Below are 19811 nucleotides of genomic sequence, written 5' to 3' on the forward strand. Positions count from 1 at the left end.
AGAGAAGGGCGCAGTGTAGCACAAACGCCCCGGCGAGAAACCGGGGCGCTGGTGTTAACGTGGCAGCGCAGTGCCCCATTGGCGCCATTCTTTCGGTTCACTTTCCTCGAGCAAGAAGTGTTTACCGGTTTCGGCTTTTGGTGCCAGTGGTGTGCCTGGCGGCGTTGCGAATGCGATACCGCCACGAATGAACTGACTGAAGGTGCCGGTTTTTACGACACCGCCTGTCAGGCCAAAATCAAGGCTGTAACCCGACGCAAGCCAGAACACCGAGCTATCGCGCACCAAATGCTGGAAGCGCTTACTGATTCGCAAACCGACCATGACGCGGTCAGAAAGATTGCCGAGCGTTAAACCGGTCACTGTCCCGACTTCCACACCACGGAACAGAACAGGCGTACCAATGCTTAACGCACCCGCTTCAGGTACTTCCAGCACAATGCTCAGGCCGTCGGAGTAACGCGAGTCGGTGATAGAGGTTTCCTGCAACTCGAAGTCACGCCGTGGCGCGCCACGTCCTGGTTCAACGTTGATATATGGCTGAAGAATGGTGTCGAGATTGTCCACACCTGAGGCTGAAATTTTCGGCGTCACAACGGAGAAGCGAGTGCCGTTACGAGCAAACGTGTCCACAAACTCTGGATAGAGCACGGCTTTAGCTTCGACCTCGCTACGCGATTGCGTAAGATTCAGAGACTCAAGTTGCCCAATGTCAATTCCCAGGTAGCGAATCGGCATGCCCGCAGACAGTTTCCCGGCATCAAAGGTGTGCAACAAAATCTGACTACCGACGGCACGTGCAGCCGTTTCGGACGCGTACAGCATGCGTTTGTCACCCTTTTTCTGGCCGACACTTGCGCCACTGAGGTTGTCAAAGCTGATCGCCCCTTTAAGAGCACGAGAAAGTGGAGAGGCTTGTACTGTCAAACCACTGCCGTTGAGTTGTACACGTGCGCCGCCTTCAGCCCAAAACACGCTGTTGGCCGTCAGCAGATTGCGGTATTCCGGCTTGATATTCACGTCGATATCAAAACTATTGGCGCGCGGACGCACACTAATAATCTCGCCGACCTGGAATTTACGGTACAGCACCACGGAGCCGGCTTGAATATCTGGCAGGCTGGCGGCGGTTAGCGTCAATGTTGTTGTCGGCAGGTCGCTCAGGCTATTTTCTACGGCTTTTTCCAGGTTGGCGTAAAGCGGATAACTCTTTTTCATTTCGCCTTTGTTGCCCGGAATAATCCTGATTCCGCCATTCACCCATTCGCCGGCGCTGGCTCCCAAAAATTCGACACCGTCGATACCGACTTTGACATCAAAACGGCTGTTGACGACGAATTTACTGTCGCCCTGAATCAGCTTGCGATATTCGGACTCAATGGCGGCTGAGAAGGTGACGCCTTTGGCAGACAGGGTGCGTTCAAGAATTTGCCCCACTTGCACGCCATGGAGAATAATCGGTTGACCCGCATCAATACCGTAACTTTCAGGGGCTGTCAGGTTTAGCGTCAGAACGTTCGGTTGTTGCAGCGGCGTTTTATCGCTTGCGAATACCACAAAATGATTTTGCGGTTCACCTTCTCCCGGCACCAATTCAAAGGTACTGCCGGTTAACAGGCTGCTGAGATTGGGATTGCTGAGCGAGATTTTAGGGTTGCGTAACTCAATGCGCGTTCCAGTGCGCATCAGGTTGACGACACTCGGGTCAACGGTCATTTGGCCGGTCACCGTGCTACCAGGATTGAGGGTGAGCTTAGTCAGCGTACCCACTTCCAGGCCCTGATACATCAGCGCCGTCGAGCCAGCTTTTAAACCGCTACCGTTAGGCAAATCCAGATCGATGATGACGCCGCGCTGGCTGTGTGCCAGATCTTCATACAGACCGAATTCATCTTCTGCTTTGGCCTCGGCGGAGTGTTCCGGGGAGTCAAAGGCAATTGCACCGTTCACTAAGGCCGCGAGGCTTTCTAGCTGAACCTGAGCACCGGAGAGGCTGAAATCGGCCTTAACACCCGATACGTTCCAGAATCGGCTGCCTTTTTTCACCAGTTTAGTGAATCGACGGTCAATCAGTACATCAATGGTTACGCCCTGGTTATTGTTGTTAATGGTGTAGTCATACACCCGACCCACCGGAATTTTGCGGTAATAAACCAGCGAGCCGCTATTGAGCGAGCCTAAGTCCGGCGCATGAAGATGAATCATCAGCTCGCCATTATTAAGGCGGTATCTTGGCTGGGTATCTAACGCGGTAAAGTGTTCTTGCGGTTTACCTTTGCCCGGCATCATGCCGATATAGTTACCGCCAACCAGTGCATCAAGACCGGAAACACCCGCCAGTGACGCTTTGGGTGTCACCAACCAAAACTGGGTATCTTCGCGTAATGCATCCTTCATGTCGCTTTTGACACTGACTGTCACTTCTATTTTGCGCAAGTCTTTGCTGAGACTGATGCTTTGCACCGTACCCACTTCTACGCCTTGATAACGTACAGGTGTTCGCCCGGCCACAATGCCGTCGGCTGAAAGGAAATCAATGGTCGCTGTGGTGCCGCGTTCTTCCCAGGTCGACCAGATGAGCCAACTGGCAATCATTAAGGCGATAATTGGCAACAACCAGAAGGGCGAAATTCGGCGTTTAGTTTTAATTCGCGCTTCAGTCGGTGAAGCGGGCATTTCCTGACTCATGTGCGTCCCAAAGTAGTCGGCTATCCAGCCATTCAACTGCAAGAATAGTTAAAATAACCGCTGCGCCAAAATAAAACGCAGCCGGTCCCATAGTGAATGCCAATAACTGATCGCGATTAACCAGCGACATCGTAAGCGAAATAACAAAGAGATCGAGGATAGACCAGCGGCCAATCCAGGTAATAAAGCGTAGCAATACTATGCGTGTTCTAAGCCCTCGCTCGCATTTGAAATGAATGCTTATCAGCAATGAAATCAACACGATAACTTTGGTGAAAGGCACCAGGATACTGGCAATGAAGACCACTGCTGCCACGGCAACATTACTGTTACCAAGGGAAATAATACCAGAAAGGATGGTGTCCTCCTGGCGCGAGCCATTGACGTAGAGAATGGAAATCGGCAACAAGTTGGCGGGCAGTAAAAAAATTAACGAGCCGATTAATGCCGCCCACGATTTTTGCAAGCTATGGCGACGGCGTACTCGTAATGGCACATGGCAACGGGGACAACGCCCGCGTTTATCCGGCACACCAGTGAAATTGCAAGCGAGGCACACGCGCAGTTGCGCATTCCAGGCACGAGGAGGGCGTTGTGGATAGAATCGCGACCACAGTTGTTCCACGTTCAAGTGAATCAGGGTTAATAAGCTCAACACGACAAGCGCGATAAACGCCACTAAACCCAGGCCTGGCTGGATGAATGCGAATTCTCTGACTTTGATACAGGCCACGCCGATGGCGACCAGATAAATATCGAGCATGACCCATTCTTTGAGCTTCTCCAGCATCAGTAACACCGGGCGTAAGTTCATCCCCAGAATATTACCGAAATAGAGATAGATAATACCGGCGACAAGCGTGGCGGGAGCTCCTACGGCACAAAACATGACCATTGCGGCCGTCAGGGGATCGCCCTGGCTGGTCATCTGCCAGATACCCTGAAACAGGTTGGCATCGATGCGTGTACCTAATAAATAGATACGGACCAGTGGTTCCGAAAAGGCAACGGGCATCAGTAACAACATCGCAATCGCCATCGCCGCCAGACGCGTGAGTGACCAGTCGCGGCCATGGAACACTTTTGCGTCACAACGCGGGCAATACGCGCTCTGTGACGATTTAACCAACGGTAATGAGAAAAGTGTATCGCATTGGGGGCAACGCTGATAACGTGCCTGCGGTACAGCATGGCTAATAGCGTGTATTTTCATGTGTCATCGTATGCAGGGAATACCGTTGGCGCATTGGTGCATCTCATCGGAAAACTAAATATTCGTTAAGCGTATATTAATTCATGGAATGATACACCTTGTGGCATAACGCATTTAATGCTTATTTTACTATGCTATGCAGTTAAGTAAGACAACAGACTATGGTTAATCAATGAACAAAGAACAATTTTACGCGGACCTGAACCGCGATTTCAGTGCGTTAATGGCAGGTGAAACAAGTTTTCTGGCAACGTTGGCAAATACCAGCGCATTGTTGTTTGAACGTCTTGAAGGCGTTAACTGGGCAGGGTTCTATTTACTGGAAGGCGACACGCTGGTTTTGGGGCCTTTTCAGGGGAAAATTGCTTGTGTGCGCATTCCGGTCGGTAAAGGCGTATGCGGTATAGCGGTATCCACCCATAGCATTCAGCGCGTTGAAGATGTGCATGCTTTTGATGGTCACATCGCTTGTGACGCTGCCAGCAATTCCGAAATTGTTCTGCCATTAACAGTAAATGGCGAATTAATCGGGGTTCTGGACATTGATAGCACTGAGTTTGGTCGCTTTACACCAGAAGACCAACTCGGCTTATCTAAACTGGTAACGCAGCTTTCGCTGACGCTTGCCGACACGGATTTTAAAAAATTCTTCACTCGATAGCATGATAAACAACGGATAACGTGGCATTTGCTGATAGCGTCATTATAATGTCGCCTGTTCATGCCTGCGGATTGTTGGCAATTCCGTTGTAATCAGGAAATTTCATGGAAAATCAACCTAAGTTGAATAGTAGCAAAGAAGTCATCGCCTTTTTGGCAGAGCGTTTCCCACAGTGCTTTAGCGCTGAAGGTGAAGCCCGCCCCCTGAAGATTGGTATCTTCCAGGACTTAGTCGCACGCGTTGAAGGGGAGATGAGCCTCAGTAAAACTCAACTTCGTTCCGCGTTACGTCTTTATACTTCAAGCTGGCGCTACCTGTACGGTATCAAAGTCGGCGCGACCCGTGTTGATCTCGACGGTAACCCATGTGGTGAACTCGATGAGCAGCACGTTGAGCATGCTCGTAAGCAGCTTGAAGAAGCAAAAGCTCGTGTTCAGGCACAGCGTGCAGAACAGCAAGCGAAAAAACGCGAAGCGGCAGCGGCTAACGGTGAAACCGTTACCGAAAAACCTCGTCGTGATCGCAAGCCTCGTCCTGCTCCGCGTCGTCCAGAGTCAACAGAGCGTAAACCACGTGCTGAAAAACCGGCTCCTCAGGCTCCGCGTGAAGAAAAACGCACTCCGGTTACGGACATTTCTGCTTTGCAGGTGGGTCAGGCAATCAAAGTCAAAGCGGGTAATAACGCGATGGATGCCACCGTACTGGAAATTACCAAAGATGGCGTCCGTGTACAGCTAACTTCTGGTATGGCAATGATCGTACGCGCAGAACACTTGCAGTTCTGAAACGGAGGCCAGACCCGGGCATGAACAAACTCTTTAAGCGTACGGCTGTCGCTAGTCTGTTGTTTCTTGCAGGTAGCGCACTGGCCGTCGAAAACATAACGCGCGCTGATCAAATCCCGCAGTTAAAGGAAGAGACGCAGCATGCTACGGTGAGTGAGCGTGTAACTTCACGCTTCACTCGTTCGCATTATCGTCAGTTTGATCTGGATGAAAATTTTTCCGCAAAAATTTTCGATCGCTATCTCAATCTCCTCGACTTTAGCCACAACGTACTGCTCGCCAGCGACGTTGAGCAGTTTGTGTCGCGGAAAAAACAGATTGGCGATGAATTGCGCACCGGCAAACTGGACGTATTTTACGATCTTTACAATCTGGCCCAGACGCGTCGTTTTGAACGTTATCAATACGCGCTGAAGGTGCTGGAAAAGCCGATGGATTTCACCGGCAATGACACCTTCAATGTGGATCGCAGCAAATCGCCGTGGCCTGCAAGCGTTGCAGAGTTAAACACCCTGTGGGACAGCAAAGTTAAGTTTGACGAGTTGAGCTTAAAGCTGACCGGTAAAACCGATCAGGAAATTCGTGAAACGCTAACCAAACGCTATCAGTTTGCGATTCGTCGACTGGCGCAGTCCAACAGCGAAGATGTTTTCTCACTGGCAATGACCGCTTTTGCCCACGAAATCGATCCGCATACCAACTATTTGTCACCACGCAATACCGAGCAATTCAATACGGAGATGAGTTTGTCTCTGGAAGGTATTGGTGCGGTGCTGCAAATGGATGACGACTATACCGTTATCAACTCGATGGTTGCGGGTGGCCCGGCGGCGAAAAGCAAAGCGATTACCGTCGGTGATCGTATTGTTGGCGTAGGCCAAACCGGCAAAGCCATGGTCGATGTGATTGGCTGGCGTCTTGATGATGTGGTTGCGCTGATCAAAGGACCAAAAGGCAGCAAGGTTCGTCTGGAAGTCTTACCTGCTGGCAAAGGGACGAAAACACGTGTCGTCACGTTAACGCGTGAACGTATTCGTCTTGAAGATCGTGCGGTCAAACTCACCATTAAAACGGTCGGCAAAGATAAAGTCGGCGTGCTGGATATTCCGGGCTTCTATGTTGGTTTGACGGATGACGTCAAAGTCCAGTTGCAGAAGATGGAAAAACAGAACGTGAAGAGCGTGATCATCGATCTGCGTTCTAACGGTGGCGGTGCATTGACCGAAGCCGTCTCACTTTCTGGCCTGTTTATTCCTGGTGGCCCAGTCGTTCAGGTTCGTGATAACAACGGTAAAGTGCGTGAAGACAGCGATACCGATGGTGTTGTGTATTACAAAGGTCCACTGGTTGTCATGGTTGACCGTTTTAGTGCTTCAGCATCTGAGATTTTCGCCGCAGCGATGCAGGATTATGGCCGTGCGCTGATTGTCGGTGAGCCGACCTTTGGTAAAGGCACTGTTCAGCAATATCGTTCACTGAACCGTATTTATGACCAGATGCTGCGCCCTGAGTGGCCTGCTTTAGGCTCTGTGCAATACACCATCCAGAAGTTCTACCGCATTAATGGCGGAAGTACTCAACGTAAAGGTGTTACGCCAGATGTCTTGATGCCAACCGGCACTGAAGAGACCGAAACTGGCGAGAAGTTCGAAGATAATGCGCTCCCATGGGATAGCATTAATGCCGCAACTTACGTCAAGTCAGGCGATCTGACTCCGTTTGAGCCGCAACTGCTTAAACTGCACCAGGACAGAATTGCAGCCGATCCTGAGTTCCAGTACATCATGAAGGACATTGCTCGTTTCAATGCCCTGAAAGAGAAGCGCAATATTGTCTCTCTGAATCTTGCTCAACGTGAGAAAGAAAACCAGGAAGATGATGCGACGCGTCTGGCTCGTATAAACGATCGCTACAAAAGAGAAGGTAAAGCGCCATTGAAGAAACTGGATGACTTACCAAAGGATTATCAAGAACCTGATCCTTATCTCGATGAAACGGTTCATATCGCGCTGGATCTTGCAAAAATGCAGCAAGATAAATCCTCCGAGCAGCCGACTCCTGCTAAGTAACTCCCCAACAGGCACAAATTTTTGTGCCTGTTTTTTTTACCTCTATCAAGCCGCGTAAACCAATCTCTTCTTGAATGTAAAGTTATGTATTATTAACGACTTGGTCGCGATGAATGCTTGAAAATAGCAAGCTTGCCCCTACGATGTGGGGTAACGCAGAATGCGTATTTTTAACCGAGGTAAAAAGAAAATTATGATGCGTATCGGGCTTTTCCTGTTGACCAACCTTGCAGTCATGGTCGTTTTCGGGCTCGTGCTAAGCCTGACGGGGATCCAGTCGAGCAGCGTGCAGGGTCTGATGATCATGGCGGTGTTGTTTGGCTTTGGTGGTTCAATCATCTCGTTGCTGATGTCCAAATGGATGGCATTACGTTCAGTTGGTGGGGAAGTGATTGAGCAGCCACGTAACGAAACTGAGCGCTGGCTGATGGAAACGGTTCGTCAGCAGTCACAGCAGGCGGGTATCGCCATGCCACAGGTGGCGGTTTACCATGCGCCGGATATTAACGCCTTTGCAACCGGTGCACGCCGTAATGCCTCACTGGTCGCGGTGAGTACGGGTCTGTTGCAAAATATGAGCCGTGACGAAGCAGAAGCGGTTATTGCTCACGAAATTAGCCATATCGCGAACGGCGACATGGTCACGATGACGCTGATTCAAGGTGTGGTGAACACCTTCGTTATCTTCATTTCCCGTATCATCGCGCAGGTGGCTTCTGGCTTCCTGTCAGGTAACCGGGATGAAGGTGAAAGCAGCAACGGTAACCCGTTTGTCTATTTTGCGATTGCGACGGTACTGGAGTTGGTGTTCGGTATTCTGGCGAGCATCATCACCATGTGGTTCTCACGTCACCGTGAATTCCATGCTGATGCCGGATCTGCCAAATTGGTCGGTCGTGAAAAAATGATTGCCGCGTTGCAGCGTCTGAAAACCAGCTATGAACCGCAAGAAGCTAGCAGCATGATGGCGTTTTGTATTAATGGTAAGGCGAAGTCCATGAGCGAATTGTTCATGACTCACCCACCGTTGGACAAACGTATTGAAGCGCTGCGTAACGGCGAATACCTTAAGTAGTCGTGAGCGGTAATAAAAAAGCGTGCCATCGCTGGCACGCTTTTTTTATGCCTGTGAAGCAGCGGTTTGTGATATCCGTAAACTGCTAATGATGGCCGCAACGGTGGCAAAACTACCGGCCAGTAACAAAGAGGCGTGTGTTCCGTGAGTGGTGAAAAGGTTGAACATCAACGCCACCAGGGCTGCACCACAGCTCTGACCTAATAACCTTGCCGTGCCCAACATGCCGCTGGCGCCACCGCTGCGATGGCGTGGCGCAGAAGAAATAATGGTGTGGTTATTCGGTGACTGGAACAGGCCAAAACCCGCACCGCATAACAACATGCGCCAGATAATATCGATATCAGTTGGGTTATGCGGCAATAGCGCCAGAGCAAACAAACCAAACGCCATCACAGCCAACCCAATACCACCAAGCAACCCGGCGTGCACCCGCTCTATTAAATGACCCGCGATTGGGGCCATTATCATTGTTGCGATTGGCCACGGAGTGAGAAGCAGCCCCGTTTCAACTTCACTGCGGCCCAAGGCTGATTGCAAAAAGAAGGGGAGCGAAACCATCGCTAACATTTGTGCGGCAAAGGAACAGACTGAGGTTCCCATAGATAATGAGAATACGGGGATACGCAATAAATCCACAGGTAGCAATGGGAAAGGCAGCTGCAACTGGCGACGGATAAAGAAGAAGCCAATGACGACTAAGGCCAACAATTCAGAGAGAATAAGCCACCCTGCCTGCCCCTGGGCAAAGCCACTGATTGCAGAGATGAGCAAGCCAAACGTTAAGGCATTCATGATGGCGCTTGGAATATCAAAGCGTTGGCCCTGTGATTTTTGTTGATTTGGCGGTAGGAAACGCAAAGACAGTAAGAGTGCTACGATGCCAATCGGCACGTTAATCAAAAACAACCATTTCCATGAAGCAACGGAAAGAATGGCAGCGGCAATTGTTGGCCCTGCAGCTGATGAAACAGCAACAATAAACGAGTTAATTCCCATGCCGCGACCAAGGTATTTTTGCGGATAAATAAGCCGAATAAGTGCGGTATTAACGCTCATTAATGCCGCGCCGCCAAACCCCTGCAATACGCGAGCAAATGTCAGCATGGGTAACGAATTCGATAAGGCGCAAAAAAGGGAAGTCACACAAAATAGAATCAACCCGCACTGATATACCCGTCGATAGCCAAAAATATCACCCAGGAATGACATTGATAGTAACGAAATAATTATCGCAATTTGGTAACTGTTCACAATCCAGATGGACTCTGCCGGGCTGGCATTGAGTTCTCGGGCAATGGTGGGAAGGGCGACGTTTGCGATGACACCATCAAGCACTGCCATGGTAATACCTAGCGCAATGGCTAAAATAGCCCCATAGCGCAGCGGTAATGGCAGCCCATCAGCAAGAGTTTTATCCATAGGAAAGTAAGGCTTCACGGAGGCTATATTCGGGGAGAAATAATAATAGCACTAAATTTACGGGATATGTCGCAGATTCGTAACGAAATAGAACAGATCCGTTGCGATGACATGGTAGTCAATTTATACTAAAAACCAGTTCTGATTTTTATAAAACAAATGCGATCGAGGTGATTTAATGGCAATCGCAGATCTGGATAAACAACCTGATTCTGTCTCTTCTGTCCTGAAAGTTTTTGGCATTTTACAGGCTCTTGGCGAAGAACGCGAAATTGGTATTACTGAATTATCGCAACGCGTAATGATGTCAAAAAGCACCGTCTATCGCTTTTTACAGACAATGAAATCTCTGGGTTATGTTGCTCAGGAAGGTGAGTCTGAGAAATACTCGCTTACGCTGAAGCTGTTCGAGCTTGGCGCACGTGCGTTGCAAAACGTTGATTTGATTCGTAGTGCAGACATCCAGATGCGCGAACTGTCGCGTCTGACAAAAGAGACAATCCACCTGGGTGCGTTGGATGAAGACAGTATTGTCTATATCCACAAGATTGACTCAATGTACAACTTGCGTATGTACTCGCGCATTGGTCGTCGTAACCCGCTGTACAGTACCGCAATTGGTAAAGTGCTTCTGGCATGGCGCGATCGTGAAGAAGTCCGTGAAATTCTTGCTGAAGTGGAATACACCCGCAGCACTGAACGTACCATTACCAGCACTGACGAATTGTTAGATGTTCTGGATACTGTTCGCAAGCAAGGTTATGGCGAAGATAACGAAGAACAAGAAGAAGGATTGCGCTGCATCGGCGTTCCTGTATTTGACCGCTTTGGCGTAGTGATTGCGGGTTTAAGTATTTCTTTCCCGACGCTGCGTTTTTCTGAAGATCGTCTTCATGAATATGTCGCGATGTTGCACGACGCTGCACGGACAATCTCTGTGCAAATGGGTTACCACGAATATCCATTCTGATAAAAAACGCCGCTTAAATGCGGCGTTTTTTCCTTCGTTTTTCTACTGCCCGTCATCAATCACTTTGCCACTTTTACGCAATACAGGGCAATCGCTGAGTCCGATAATCCCGCTCTCACTATGAATGAATTGCGCAGTAGTAATATTTCGTGCAGTGAGATACTTGCATTGCAGCCCTAAACCCGCTGCATTTTGATGGCTCCCAATCAGCACGCCGTACCCTGAGAGCAGCAAACCGATCCACAGCAGCACGATGACAAGAAAAGTGCGGATCACAATATGCATAAATACCTCTTATTATTACTTTATTAGAGTGTTTAGCGTAGCGGGTAACGTTCAGGTATCAATATGATGATTCTGAAAGAATATATGTGTTGAGTGATGCCTGGTTTAGGTTGCTTATGCCAGACTTATCTACAAGAACTTATAATGTGGAGAATGGAGTGAAAAAGTACAGGTGGTTCATCTTAGTTGCAGTTTTTTTCGTCTGCTTGCTACTCTGGACTCAGATGGTCAACGTGATGTGCGATCAAGATGTACAATTTTTCAGCGGCATCTGCACGATTAACAAATTTATTCCCTGGTAGACTCTTTTTATCCGCATGATGCTTACCTTAAGGCGCGGCAGGTGTAGAATAGCGCGTTTTACTGAGGTGGTAAGATGAACGAATTAAGTGTTGGCGCGTTGAATATCGTGTCCCTGACAGTTTCCCTGGTGGTGCTGGTTATCGGCCTCGTAATGTGGTTTTTTGTTAACCGTGCGAGTAGTCGTAGTAATGAGCAGATCGAACTGCTTGAAGAGTTATTGGATCAACAGAAACGACAAAATGCGTTGCTACGCCGTTTGTGTGAAGCCAATGAACCGGAAGTCGTGAAGGAAGAACCGCAAGAGATTAAGGAAGAAGACGCGCAGGACGATGATTTTATTCGTCTGGTGGCTGAACGTTAATCCTGACACACACGTTTGTGTCGCTATGGAGTGACTCATGCGTTGGAAGAATCCCTGGTTTGATCCCCTAAAATCTCATCATCAGATTGACGGTTTTCGTAATCTGGAACCTCACTTACGGAAATCGGGTGATGTTGAGCGTTGGCGAAGAGAGCGGAAAGAACAGGGATTGCCCCATCCACCTGATGGGGGCTATGCAACCTTCATTAAAAAGTGGTGGCAAAAGGCTGAACTCAAAGGGCACGACAACCGTGTATGGTGGCTAGGCCATGCAACCGTCATGTTGCGCATCAATGGCCGATATTTACTGACTGACCCTGTCTTTTCCCGGCGAGCCTCGCCGCTCTCTTTTGCCGGCCCACAACGTAAGACTCCCCCTCCATTACGCATCAATGAATTGCACCAACTCGATGCGGTTCTGATTTCGCATAATCATTATGATCATCTGGACAGTGCTACCGTTCGCCAGATTGCCTGTCGTTTTCCACAGACACGTTTCTTTGTCCCACTGGGGCTAAAGCAATGGTTTCTCCGCCGAGGAATTCGCTGTGTGACTGAGTTGGATTGGGGGCAGAGTTATAGCTGGCAGTTGATGACATTCACCGCAGTGCCTGCGCAACACTGGAGCATGCGTTCGTTCTGGGATCGTAATCGCAGTTTATGGTGCGGCTGGATAATCGAATGCGAGAGTTTACGAGTTTGGTTTAGTGGTGATACCGGCTATACCGCAAGTCTGGCAGACATCGCACTTAGCAGAGGCCCTTTAGATGTTGCGATGATTCCGATTGGCGCCTATTCACCACGCTGGTTTATGAGTAGCCATCATATGGATCCGCAGCAGGCAGTTGCGCTATGGCAGCAATTAAACAGACCTTTTGCGGTTCCTATCCACTGGGGGGTGTTTGAGCTGGCCGATGAATCACTGGATATGCCGCCACAAGAGTTGTTGCAAGCTCTGGATAACAATGATGACCAAAGCCGGTTCTTCGCACCTCTCCGTATTGGTCAAAGTTTACCCTTACTTAAAATAATAGTTTAAATATTATCCAGAAAGTTAAAGTGTTATATGTGACAAGCTAAGATAATTATTTTATATGACTAATATAGCGAAACGTTTTTATTGCCTCTTAGTGAAGCAGGGTGTCATTAAACGTTCATTATTTTGGTGCAATATAAATAGCTTACTGCTCAAGCTTTATTCATTCTGGCAATCGATCTATTTCATTCTCCTATTTTGATTTTTCTTGAGATGTACGATATTGCTCGTTTTTTGAATAGCTATGCTAAAAAAATCATAAAGATAATGTCTACTATGTCGTCTTTTTCGCACTTCGTCTGGACGAATAGATAGGTTTGGGCTATGGTAAAAATGTTGTCTACGGTCGTCGGCAGTAGGCTCTGAGTCACATTTGTTCGCTGTTAATTTTATGCACATTTTGTGCATTTCATATTCGTGAACAATATGAGTTTCAGAATCTGTGCGACAGATCGATACACACCGAAAAATGGCTTGCCATTGATTGCGTTGTATGTGATAACACTTTGGGTTAAACGAGGTACAGTTCTGTTTATGTGTGGCATTTTCAGTAAAGAAGTTCTGAGTAAACACGTTGACGTTGAATACCGCTTCTCTGCCGAGCCTTATATTAGTGCCTCATGCAGTAATGTCTCTGTTTTAGCTAAGTTATGCCTTCGGGCAAAGAAAACAATCTAAGGAATTTTGCAAAATGGCAAAGATTAAAGGTCAAGTTAAGTGGTTCAACGAGTCTAAAGGTTTTGGTTTCATTACTCCTGCTGACGGCAGCAAAGACGTGTTCGTACACTTCTCTGCAATCCAGGGTAACGGCTTCAAAACTCTGGCTGAAGGCCAGAACGTTGAGTTCGAAATCCAGGACGGCCAGAAAGGCCCAGCAGCAGTTAACGTAACTGCTATCTAATTCCGTAGAATTAGACCTGGCGCGAATAACGCCAAATTTTGATGAAAGCCCCGCTCTTGTAGCGGGGCTTTTTCATGTTTGAAATCTGATCACTCCTTTTCTATATGTTTCTACAACTCGTACTCAGTTATGTTTTGTAGCAAAGCAGCGCATCTTGTAGCACTGTTCCTGTCCGGTTAATTTCACCATTATGTTTAAATTTTCAATCGCTTAGTTGTTGTTAAGGATTGAACGTGAGAAAAATTGCCCCTGGAATCATGGGTAACTTTATTCAGTGGCGTTTTACTCTACTTTGCATCGCAATTTTTATGTGTCTGATGTTTTTATTAGGGCGCGTAGCCTGGTTGCAAATCATCTCGCCAGATAATCTTGTGAAGCAGGAAGATATGCGTTCTCTACGTGAAGAACCGATTGTGGTTCCTCGTGGCATGATTGAAGACCGCACTGGCCGGCCATTGGCAGTCAGCGTACCGGTAAAAGCTATTTGGGCCGATCCCAAAACGGTGATGGAAAAAGGTGGCGTGCAAGTGAATAGCCGCTGGCAGGCGCTTGCGACGACGCTGAATATGCCTCTTAATGACATTGCCGCTCGTATTCGACGTAATCCTTCCGACCGGTTTATCTACCTTGCCCGTCAACTGGACCCACAACAGGCTCAATATATTGAGAGTTTAAAACTGCCGGGGATCTCATTACGCGATGAGTCACGTCGTTTTTATCCCGCGGGACATGTCGCGGCGAATTTGCTTGGTTTTACAAATATTGATGACCAGGGCATTGAAGGCATTGAGAAGAGTTTCAACCGCCAGCTTACAGGGAGGGCGGGTGAGCGATTAGTCCGCAAAGACCGGCATGGCCACGTCATCGAAAATATTACCGAAAATCCGGCAAGCCCCGCGCATAACCTGATGCTAAGCATTGATGAGCGCCTGCAAACGGTGACTGAGGATGCGTTAAGCAACGCGGTATCATGGAATAAAGCCGAATCTGCCGCAGCGGTCATCCTTGATGTTAATACCGGTGAAGTGCTGGCGATGGCAAGTTGCCCGACGTTTAACCCAAATAACCGTGAAGGTGCTACGTTGAACGATTTCCGTAATCGGGCAATAAGTGACACTTTTGAGCCCGGTTCAACCGTCAAACCCATGGTCGTTATGACCGCGTTGCAACAAGGCATTGTGCAACCGGACAGCGTTGTAGATACCCATCCGTATACCATAGACGGGCATCGCATTCGGGATGTGGGTTTTTATCCGCAGCTGACTCTGACGGGGATCTTGCAAAAATCGAGCGACACCGGGGTATCACGTCTTTCTCTGGCAATGCCTATCCAAAAACTACTGGATACTTATCAAAACTTTGGCTTTGGTTCAGCGACAGGGCTGGGTCTGACGGGTGAAAGCAGCGGTTTTCTGCCGCATCGAAAATTCTGGGGAGAGCTGGATCGAGCAACCTTTTCCTTCGGCTACGGTTTGATGGTCACACCGCTACAACTCGCCCATGTTTACGCAACCATCGGCAGCTATGGGATATCCAGACCGCTGTCGATTACCCGCGTTGATCCTCCTGTCGTTGGGCAACGGGTTATGCCGGAAGTCATTGCTCATCAGGTTGAACATATGATGGAAAGCGTGGCGTTACCGGGTGGGGGCGGTGTGAAAGCGGCTGTTCGCGGATATCGAGTGGCGATAAAAACAGGTACGGCCAAAAAGATTGGCGATGACGGTAAATACATCAATAAATATATTGCTTACACCGCAGGTGTAGCGCCAGCCAGCAATCCGCGCTTTGCATTGGTCGTAGTGATTAACGATCCAGAAAATGGTGCTTACTATGGCGGGGCTGTTTCGGCTCCGGTATTTAGCCAGATTATGAGCGAAGTCTTGCGTCTGGAAAATATTAAACCCGATGGTTTACCCGAGGGCGACCCCAATTTAATGGTGTTAAATAAACCCATCGCAGATAACTCCGCCGGTTAGTGGCTTTTCGAAACAGGGCGTTTAGCGTTACACTTGCGCCCTTTATTATTGCCTGGAGTTCCCATGTCCTATCTTTGCCCGCTTTGTCATGCGCCGCTTGCAGCCGTTGGGAAGAGTTTTCTTTGCCCAGATGGCCATCAATTCGATAAAGCGAAAGAAGGGTACGTGAATTTGCTGCCCGTTCAGCATAAGCGTTCTAAGGATCCAGGTGACAGCAGCGAAATGATGCAGGCGCGTAGAGCATTTCTCGATGCCGGACATTACCAGCCTTTGCGCGAGGCTATTTGCCTGCAACTTGAGCAAGCTGCTCCGGTTACCTTGCTGGATATTGGTTGTGGAGAAGGGTATTACACAGCCGGTTTTGCGCAGGTTGTCGCAAAAAAAAGTGGCACCACATGGGGATTAGATGTCGCCAAAATAGCGATTCGCTATGCAGCGAAACGTTATCCGCAGGTACAGTTCTGCGTCGCATCGAGTCATCGTTTGCCGTTTGCAGATAATAGCCTGGATGCGGTAGTCCGAATTTTTGCACCATGCAAAGCCGAAGAGCTTGCTCGCGTTGTAAAACCCGGTGGCATTGTCATCACCGCGACACCTGGCCCACGCCATTTAATGCAGCTTAAAGGCCAAATCTACGACAACGTGATGCTACACAGCAGCGAAGCTGAAGCTTTGCCGGGCTTTGTGGTGGAACATGTGCAAAGTATTGGCTGGACGATGACGTTGCAAGGGTGCGAAGTGGTTGCCTTGCTGCAAATGACGCCGTTTGCCTGGCGAGCACGCCCGGAAGTGTGGCAAGCTTTAGCGGCTGAAACGGCATTCAATTGCGAAACGGATTTTGTTGTTCGCGTCTGGCGACGCGAAACCTTAGCTTAAGGTACTGAAATGGCTGTACAGGATCTGGCAGCCAATCCCGATAAGCACCAGGCCGCCGAGGATTTCGGCGCGCTTCCCAAGCAGTGGGCCAATAAAGCGGCCCAGCATCATACCCAGCGTGGACATGATCATGGTCGCGCAGCCAATCGCCAACGCGGTTTCAATAATATTGACTTGCAGGAAGGCAAGACCCACACCCACGGCCATCGCATCAAGGCTGGTGGCAATTGCGGTCGTGACTAGCAGCCAGAAACCGTGGCGTTGCAGTTTCGGTGCTTCTTCATCATCGTTACCCCGCACACCTTCGTAGATCATTCGGATGCCGAGAAATACCAGCAAAATGAAGGCGACCCAATGGTTCCATTCCAGCACGACTTTGTTTGCCAAAAGACCCAGGCACCAGCCGATAAGTGGGGTGAGTGTTTCGATTACACCAAAGATAAGACCGGTACGTAAGGCTTCAGAGAATTTAGGTTTATGGAGCGAGGCACCTTTCCCGATTGATGCAGCAAAAGCATCCATCGACATGCCAAAAGCGAGAATAATTGTAGCGGAGAGATTCATGCAAACGCCTCAGTTGGGAATATCCATATACACGCCAGCCATCCCCAACTTAAATGATGGTAACGTGCCTATGGTCTCGCCTACTCAGAATCTGAGTCGTACATGCCACGTTCTTAGAACGAGTATGTTGACATGTACATTTTCACGGGCGTGAAAATCGGCTACTCCCCAACGACGGGCGCAACCTTAACATATTTTTCAAAGATAGAACAATAATTGAAAGCTATTATTCTTGACATTTAAATGATAACGATTTTCATTTACTTTAATAGGTAAATAAAAGGTTAAAATAACAACATTCAAACTGTGCGAAATAGCATCGGCTATATTTTATCATCCTCAGTTACTATATAAAATATAGTCTTTGCTATGTTTGTAATCTATTGATTATCAATCATTAATTTATAGATTTTTTCAAGGTCATCAATATTTTTTACCCGGATGAGTAAGCGTCGCTGTTCTAATTGCATAACCAGTACGCCGTCTTCAGATAAATTCATTTCTTTAATTCTGGAATATAAAATCCAGACATTTGCGAAGAAGAAGCCTTCTGTTTTGAACAGCAATTTAGGTTGGCGAATCCAGGAAATATAAATAGCAATCAAAGCCAGTGCAGATAATAACCACGTCGTGAGGGGCGTGCCGTGAGTGGTAACGTTGTTATAGATGAGGATTGCAACCAGCCCCACAAAGATGGTGCTGTCGATGCGGTTGCGGCGAAGCAGGGTGATTTTAAGAAGTGTTTTTCCCTTGAGCTTATCCATGATGAATTCATCGTAAACCGCCCAGGCAAGTAGCAGAACAATGAACACAAGCAGGACTATATCCGTTAACGTCATAACCAAACCCTTTCTACAATAAAAAACCGGGGCAGGTGGACTGACCCCCGGTTAAATTCACAAGCTCATTACAGACCCAGCAGGCCGATTGCGTAACCGACAATACCGATAACAAAGAAGCCCATGATAATCCACAGCGCATTGACTTTCTTACGCAGCAGCCACATACAAGCAAAGGTTAACAGCAGCGGTACGAGGCCTGGCATCAACTGATCAAGAATCGTTTGAACCGTAGTCACTTTAACTGCGCCAGTCTGGTCGGTTATTTTCGACACGACGAGCGGTATGTTAACGTGCGTCCACTTGTTAACCAGCGCCCCCATGACAAACAGGCCGAGAATTGACGCCCCCTCTGTCAGTTTTTGCAGGAAGCCGCCGCCCATATCTTTAACGATATCGATCCCTTTGCGATACCCGTAAGCCACACCGTAATAACGAGTCAGCAAACGTACTGCGTTGAACAGGATGAAGAACAACAAAGGACCTAACAGGCTACCGCTCATCGCAATACCGGCCCCCAGTGCTGCGAATACTGGACGTACAGTACCCCAGAAGATTGGGTCGCCCACGCCCGCCAGCGGCCCCATCAAACCAACTTTGATACCGTTAATGGCACCATCATCAATTTCTGCACCGTTCGCACGTTGTTCTTCCATCGCAAGGGTAACGCCCAGAACTGGAGCGGCCACATATGGATGGGTGTTAAAGAATTCCAGGTGACGCTTAATCGCTTGTTTACGAGCATCGTTATTCTCAGGATACAGGCGTTTGATTGCCGGAATCATGGAGAAGCAGAAGCCCAGCGCTTGCATACGTTCGAAGTTCCATGACCCCTGGAACAGGTTAGAACGCAGGAATACGCCACGAATATCACCTGGGGTGAGTTTCTTCTCGGTAGTCGTTGTTTTGGTGGTATCAACCATTTCGCTCACCTATTAATCTAATTCGTTATCGAGATCGTTAGAACCAGCAACCTGCGCTGGGGCTGCGGAACGGTTGTATTTCGGGCTGAGTTGGATGTACAAAATTGCCATCACAGCACCAATCACGCCCAGTGCTACCAGGTTGAAGTTGGTAAATGCCGCGGTTACGAAGCCCAGATAGAAGAATGGCATCAGGTAGCCTGCACGCATCATGTTGATGACCATCGCATAACCAACCACCACGATCATGCCACCGGCGATGTTCAGACCGCTGGTTACCACTTCAGGAATGGCATTCAGCATGTTCTGCACTTCACTGGTACCGACGGAAATTGCGACGATAACGGCAGGAATTGCGATACGCATTGCTTGCAAGAACAGAGAGGAAACGTGAATCCAGGAGAGCGCGGATAGGTTGCCATTTTCGGCGGCCTTATCAGCGGCGTGCTGGAAGCCCACGGTAATAGTACGAACGATAATGGTCAGTACCTGGCCTGCTGCTGCCAGCGGGATGGCCAGCGCGATACCGGAACCAATGCCCTGGTGTCCGGCTATAACCAGAATGGTGGAGATAATCGACGCAAGAGCCGCATCGGGCGCAACTGCCGCACCGATGTTCATCCAACCCAGCGCGATCATTTCAAGGGTACCACCGATAATAATACCGGTTTTCATATCACCCAGTACCAGACCAATTAAGGTACAGGCGACCAGCGGGCGGTGGAACTGAAATTCATCGAGCACCGACTCCATACCGGCAATACAGGCTACGATAAACACCAGCACAATCTGAAGAGTGGTAATCTCCATTGTACTTCTCCTTAAACGTGTGACTTATGTGTGAAAACTGAGTAACCCGTT

The 19811-nt window shown here is 48.7% G+C and carries 20 protein-coding genes and 1 riboswitch; of the genes, 12 read left to right on the plus strand and 8 right to left on the minus strand.

What is annotated here, in order from left to right:
* Window positions 1-54: 54 nt before the first annotated feature.
* Both RHD99_RS10000 and yebS read right to left on the minus strand, forming a co-directional pair.
* Window positions 55-2688 (minus strand): PqiB family protein, encoded by a 2634-nt coding sequence (locus tag RHD99_RS10000; RefSeq protein ID WP_309878646.1) that lies wholly within the window; start codon window positions 2686-2688, stop codon window positions 55-57.
* Complete coding sequence (gene yebS, locus RHD99_RS10005; RefSeq protein ID WP_309878648.1) at window positions 2657-3901, minus strand: membrane integrity lipid transport subunit YebS; 1245 nt, start codon at window positions 3899-3901, stop codon at window positions 2657-2659. The genes RHD99_RS10000 and yebS overlap by 32 nt, the downstream gene beginning before the upstream one ends.
* Window positions 3902-4073: 172 nt before the next feature.
* Between yebS and msrC the strand changes: the two genes are divergently transcribed.
* The 4 genes from msrC to htpX all read left to right on the plus strand — a co-directional run bounded on the left by msrC (window position 4074) and on the right by htpX (window position 8491).
* Entirely contained in the window at window positions 4074-4562 is a 489-nt protein-coding gene (gene msrC / locus RHD99_RS10010; RefSeq protein ID WP_309878649.1) for a free L-methionine (R)-S-oxide reductase MsrC, read from the plus strand.
* Window positions 4563-4666: 104 nt separating this feature from the next.
* Window positions 4667-5347, plus strand: coding sequence for an RNA chaperone ProQ (gene proQ, locus RHD99_RS10015; RefSeq protein WP_309878650.1), 681 nt, complete (start codon window positions 4667-4669; stop codon window positions 5345-5347).
* A 20-nt stretch (window positions 5348-5367) separates the two neighbouring features.
* Entirely contained in the window at window positions 5368-7416 is a 2049-nt protein-coding gene (gene prc / locus RHD99_RS10020; RefSeq protein ID WP_309878651.1) for a carboxy terminal-processing peptidase, read from the plus strand.
* A 193-nt stretch (window positions 7417-7609) separates the two neighbouring features.
* Entirely contained in the window at window positions 7610-8491 is an 882-nt protein-coding gene (gene htpX / locus RHD99_RS10025) for a protease HtpX (protein WP_183270264.1), read from the plus strand.
* 45 nt (window positions 8492-8536) lie between these two features.
* Here the strand turns inward: htpX and RHD99_RS10030 are convergent, their stop codons facing one another.
* Window positions 8537-9913 (minus strand): MFS transporter, encoded by a 1377-nt coding sequence (locus RHD99_RS10030; protein ID WP_309878652.1) that lies wholly within the window; start codon window positions 9911-9913, stop codon window positions 8537-8539.
* A 178-nt stretch (window positions 9914-10091) separates the two neighbouring features.
* On the opposite strand from RHD99_RS10030, the gene kdgR reads away from it, so the two are divergent.
* Window positions 10092-10883, plus strand: coding sequence for a DNA-binding transcriptional regulator KdgR (gene kdgR, locus RHD99_RS10035; protein WP_183269539.1), 792 nt, complete (start codon window positions 10092-10094; stop codon window positions 10881-10883).
* A 42-nt stretch (window positions 10884-10925) separates the two neighbouring features.
* Here kdgR and RHD99_RS10040 read toward each other — a convergent pair whose 3' ends face one another.
* Window positions 10926-11168 (minus strand): YobH family protein, encoded by a 243-nt coding sequence (locus RHD99_RS10040; RefSeq protein ID WP_309878654.1) that lies wholly within the window; start codon window positions 11166-11168, stop codon window positions 10926-10928.
* 158 nt (window positions 11169-11326) lie between these two features.
* On the opposite strand from RHD99_RS10040, the gene mgrB reads away from it, so the two are divergent.
* The 7 genes from mgrB (at window position 11327) to rlmA (ending at window position 16624) form a co-directional block, all read left to right on the plus strand.
* The gene (gene mgrB / locus RHD99_RS10045; protein WP_121815636.1) at window positions 11327-11470 is read left to right on the plus strand and encodes a PhoP/PhoQ regulatory lipoprotein MgrB; all 144 of its coding nucleotides are present in this window, start codon (window positions 11327-11329) and stop codon (window positions 11468-11470) included.
* Between the two features lie 74 nt (window positions 11471-11544).
* Complete coding sequence (locus RHD99_RS10050) at window positions 11545-11832, plus strand: YebO family protein (protein WP_183269537.1); 288 nt, start codon at window positions 11545-11547, stop codon at window positions 11830-11832.
* A gap of 37 nt (window positions 11833-11869) precedes the next feature.
* Window positions 11870-12871 (plus strand): MBL fold metallo-hydrolase, encoded by a 1002-nt coding sequence (locus RHD99_RS10055; RefSeq protein ID WP_309878655.1) that lies wholly within the window; start codon window positions 11870-11872, stop codon window positions 12869-12871.
* Between the two features lie 531 nt (window positions 12872-13402).
* The gene (locus RHD99_RS10060; RefSeq protein ID WP_074388558.1) at window positions 13403-13546 is read left to right on the plus strand and encodes a DUF2627 domain-containing protein; all 144 of its coding nucleotides are present in this window, start codon (window positions 13403-13405) and stop codon (window positions 13544-13546) included.
* Between the two features lie 13 nt (window positions 13547-13559).
* On the plus strand, window positions 13560-13769 hold the full coding sequence (cspE, locus tag RHD99_RS10065) for a transcription antiterminator/RNA stability regulator CspE (protein WP_001062678.1): 210 nt from the start codon (window positions 13560-13562) through the stop codon (window positions 13767-13769).
* Between the two features lie 257 nt (window positions 13770-14026).
* The gene (gene ftsI2 / locus RHD99_RS10070) at window positions 14027-15748 is read left to right on the plus strand and encodes a peptidoglycan DD-transpeptidase FtsI2/PBP3(PARA) (protein ID WP_309879134.1); all 1722 of its coding nucleotides are present in this window, start codon (window positions 14027-14029) and stop codon (window positions 15746-15748) included.
* A gap of 63 nt (window positions 15749-15811) precedes the next feature.
* Complete coding sequence (gene rlmA / locus RHD99_RS10075; protein WP_309878657.1) at window positions 15812-16624, plus strand: 23S rRNA (guanine(745)-N(1))-methyltransferase; 813 nt, start codon at window positions 15812-15814, stop codon at window positions 16622-16624.
* Here rlmA and mntP read toward each other — a convergent pair.
* From mntP to RHD99_RS10095, 4 genes are all read right to left on the minus strand, one after another.
* Window positions 16616-17188: a manganese efflux pump MntP gene (gene mntP, locus RHD99_RS10080; protein WP_309878658.1), complete on the minus strand. Its 573-nt coding sequence runs from the start codon at window positions 17186-17188 to the stop codon at window positions 16616-16618. The genes rlmA and mntP overlap by 9 nt on opposite strands.
* A 2-nt stretch (window positions 17189-17190) precedes the next feature.
* Window positions 17191-17370: riboswitch (yybP-ykoY riboswitch) on the minus strand.
* 198 nt (window positions 17371-17568) lie between these two features.
* Window positions 17569-18027 carry a DUF986 family protein gene (locus RHD99_RS10085; protein ID WP_183269533.1) on the minus strand — a complete coding sequence of 153 codons (459 nt, stop codon included), beginning with the start codon at window positions 18025-18027 and terminating at the stop codon, window positions 17569-17571.
* 68 nt (window positions 18028-18095) lie between these two features.
* The gene (locus RHD99_RS10090; RefSeq protein ID WP_034495941.1) at window positions 18096-18950 is read right to left on the minus strand and encodes a PTS mannose transporter subunit IID; all 855 of its coding nucleotides are present in this window, start codon (window positions 18948-18950) and stop codon (window positions 18096-18098) included.
* 12 nt (window positions 18951-18962) lie between these two features.
* Entirely contained in the window at window positions 18963-19760 is a 798-nt protein-coding gene (locus RHD99_RS10095) for a PTS mannose/fructose/sorbose transporter subunit IIC (RefSeq protein WP_183269532.1), read from the minus strand.
* Between the last annotated feature and the right edge of the window lie 51 nt (window positions 19761-19811).

This window comes from Buttiauxella selenatireducens (genome assembly GCF_031432975.1).
Lineage (GTDB): Bacteria > Pseudomonadota > Gammaproteobacteria > Enterobacterales > Enterobacteriaceae > Buttiauxella > Buttiauxella selenatireducens.

Excerpts from the sequence above, each read along its gene's own strand:
- RHD99_RS10000 (WP_309878646.1), bottom strand. The coding sequence starts at position 2,688 with ATGAGTCAGGAAATGCCCGCTTCACCGACTGAAGCGCGAATTAAAACT.
- yebS (WP_309878648.1), bottom strand. The coding sequence starts at position 3,901 with ATGAAAATACACGCTATTAGCCATGCTGTACCGCAGGCACGTTATCAG.
- msrC (WP_309878649.1), top strand. The coding sequence starts at position 4,074 with ATGAACAAAGAACAATTTTACGCGGACCTGAACCGCGATTTCAGTGCG.
- proQ (WP_309878650.1), top strand. The coding sequence starts at position 4,667 with ATGGAAAATCAACCTAAGTTGAATAGTAGCAAAGAAGTCATCGCCTTT.
- prc (WP_309878651.1), top strand. The coding sequence starts at position 5,368 with ATGAACAAACTCTTTAAGCGTACGGCTGTCGCTAGTCTGTTGTTTCTT.
- htpX (WP_183270264.1), top strand. The coding sequence starts at position 7,610 with ATGATGCGTATCGGGCTTTTCCTGTTGACCAACCTTGCAGTCATGGTC.
- RHD99_RS10030 (WP_309878652.1), bottom strand. The coding sequence starts at position 9,913 with ATGGATAAAACTCTTGCTGATGGGCTGCCATTACCGCTGCGCTATGGG.
- kdgR (WP_183269539.1), top strand. The coding sequence starts at position 10,092 with ATGGCAATCGCAGATCTGGATAAACAACCTGATTCTGTCTCTTCTGTC.
- RHD99_RS10040 (WP_309878654.1), bottom strand. The coding sequence starts at position 11,168 with ATGCATATTGTGATCCGCACTTTTCTTGTCATCGTGCTGCTGTGGATC.
- RHD99_RS10050 (WP_183269537.1), top strand. The coding sequence starts at position 11,545 with ATGAACGAATTAAGTGTTGGCGCGTTGAATATCGTGTCCCTGACAGTT.
- RHD99_RS10055 (WP_309878655.1), top strand. The coding sequence starts at position 11,870 with ATGCGTTGGAAGAATCCCTGGTTTGATCCCCTAAAATCTCATCATCAG.
- RHD99_RS10060 (WP_074388558.1), top strand. The coding sequence starts at position 13,403 with ATGTGTGGCATTTTCAGTAAAGAAGTTCTGAGTAAACACGTTGACGTT.
- cspE (WP_001062678.1), top strand. The coding sequence starts at position 13,560 with ATGGCAAAGATTAAAGGTCAAGTTAAGTGGTTCAACGAGTCTAAAGGT.
- ftsI2 (WP_309879134.1), top strand. The coding sequence starts at position 14,027 with ATGGGTAACTTTATTCAGTGGCGTTTTACTCTACTTTGCATCGCAATT.
- rlmA (WP_309878657.1), top strand. The coding sequence starts at position 15,812 with ATGTCCTATCTTTGCCCGCTTTGTCATGCGCCGCTTGCAGCCGTTGGG.
- mntP (WP_309878658.1), bottom strand. The coding sequence starts at position 17,188 with ATGAATCTCTCCGCTACAATTATTCTCGCTTTTGGCATGTCGATGGAT.
- RHD99_RS10085 (WP_183269533.1), bottom strand. The coding sequence starts at position 18,027 with ATGACGTTAACGGATATAGTCCTGCTTGTGTTCATTGTTCTGCTACTT.
- RHD99_RS10090 (WP_034495941.1), bottom strand. The coding sequence starts at position 18,950 with ATGGTTGATACCACCAAAACAACGACTACCGAGAAGAAACTCACCCCA.
- RHD99_RS10095 (WP_183269532.1), bottom strand. The coding sequence starts at position 19,760 with ATGGAGATTACCACTCTTCAGATTGTGCTGGTGTTTATCGTAGCCTGT.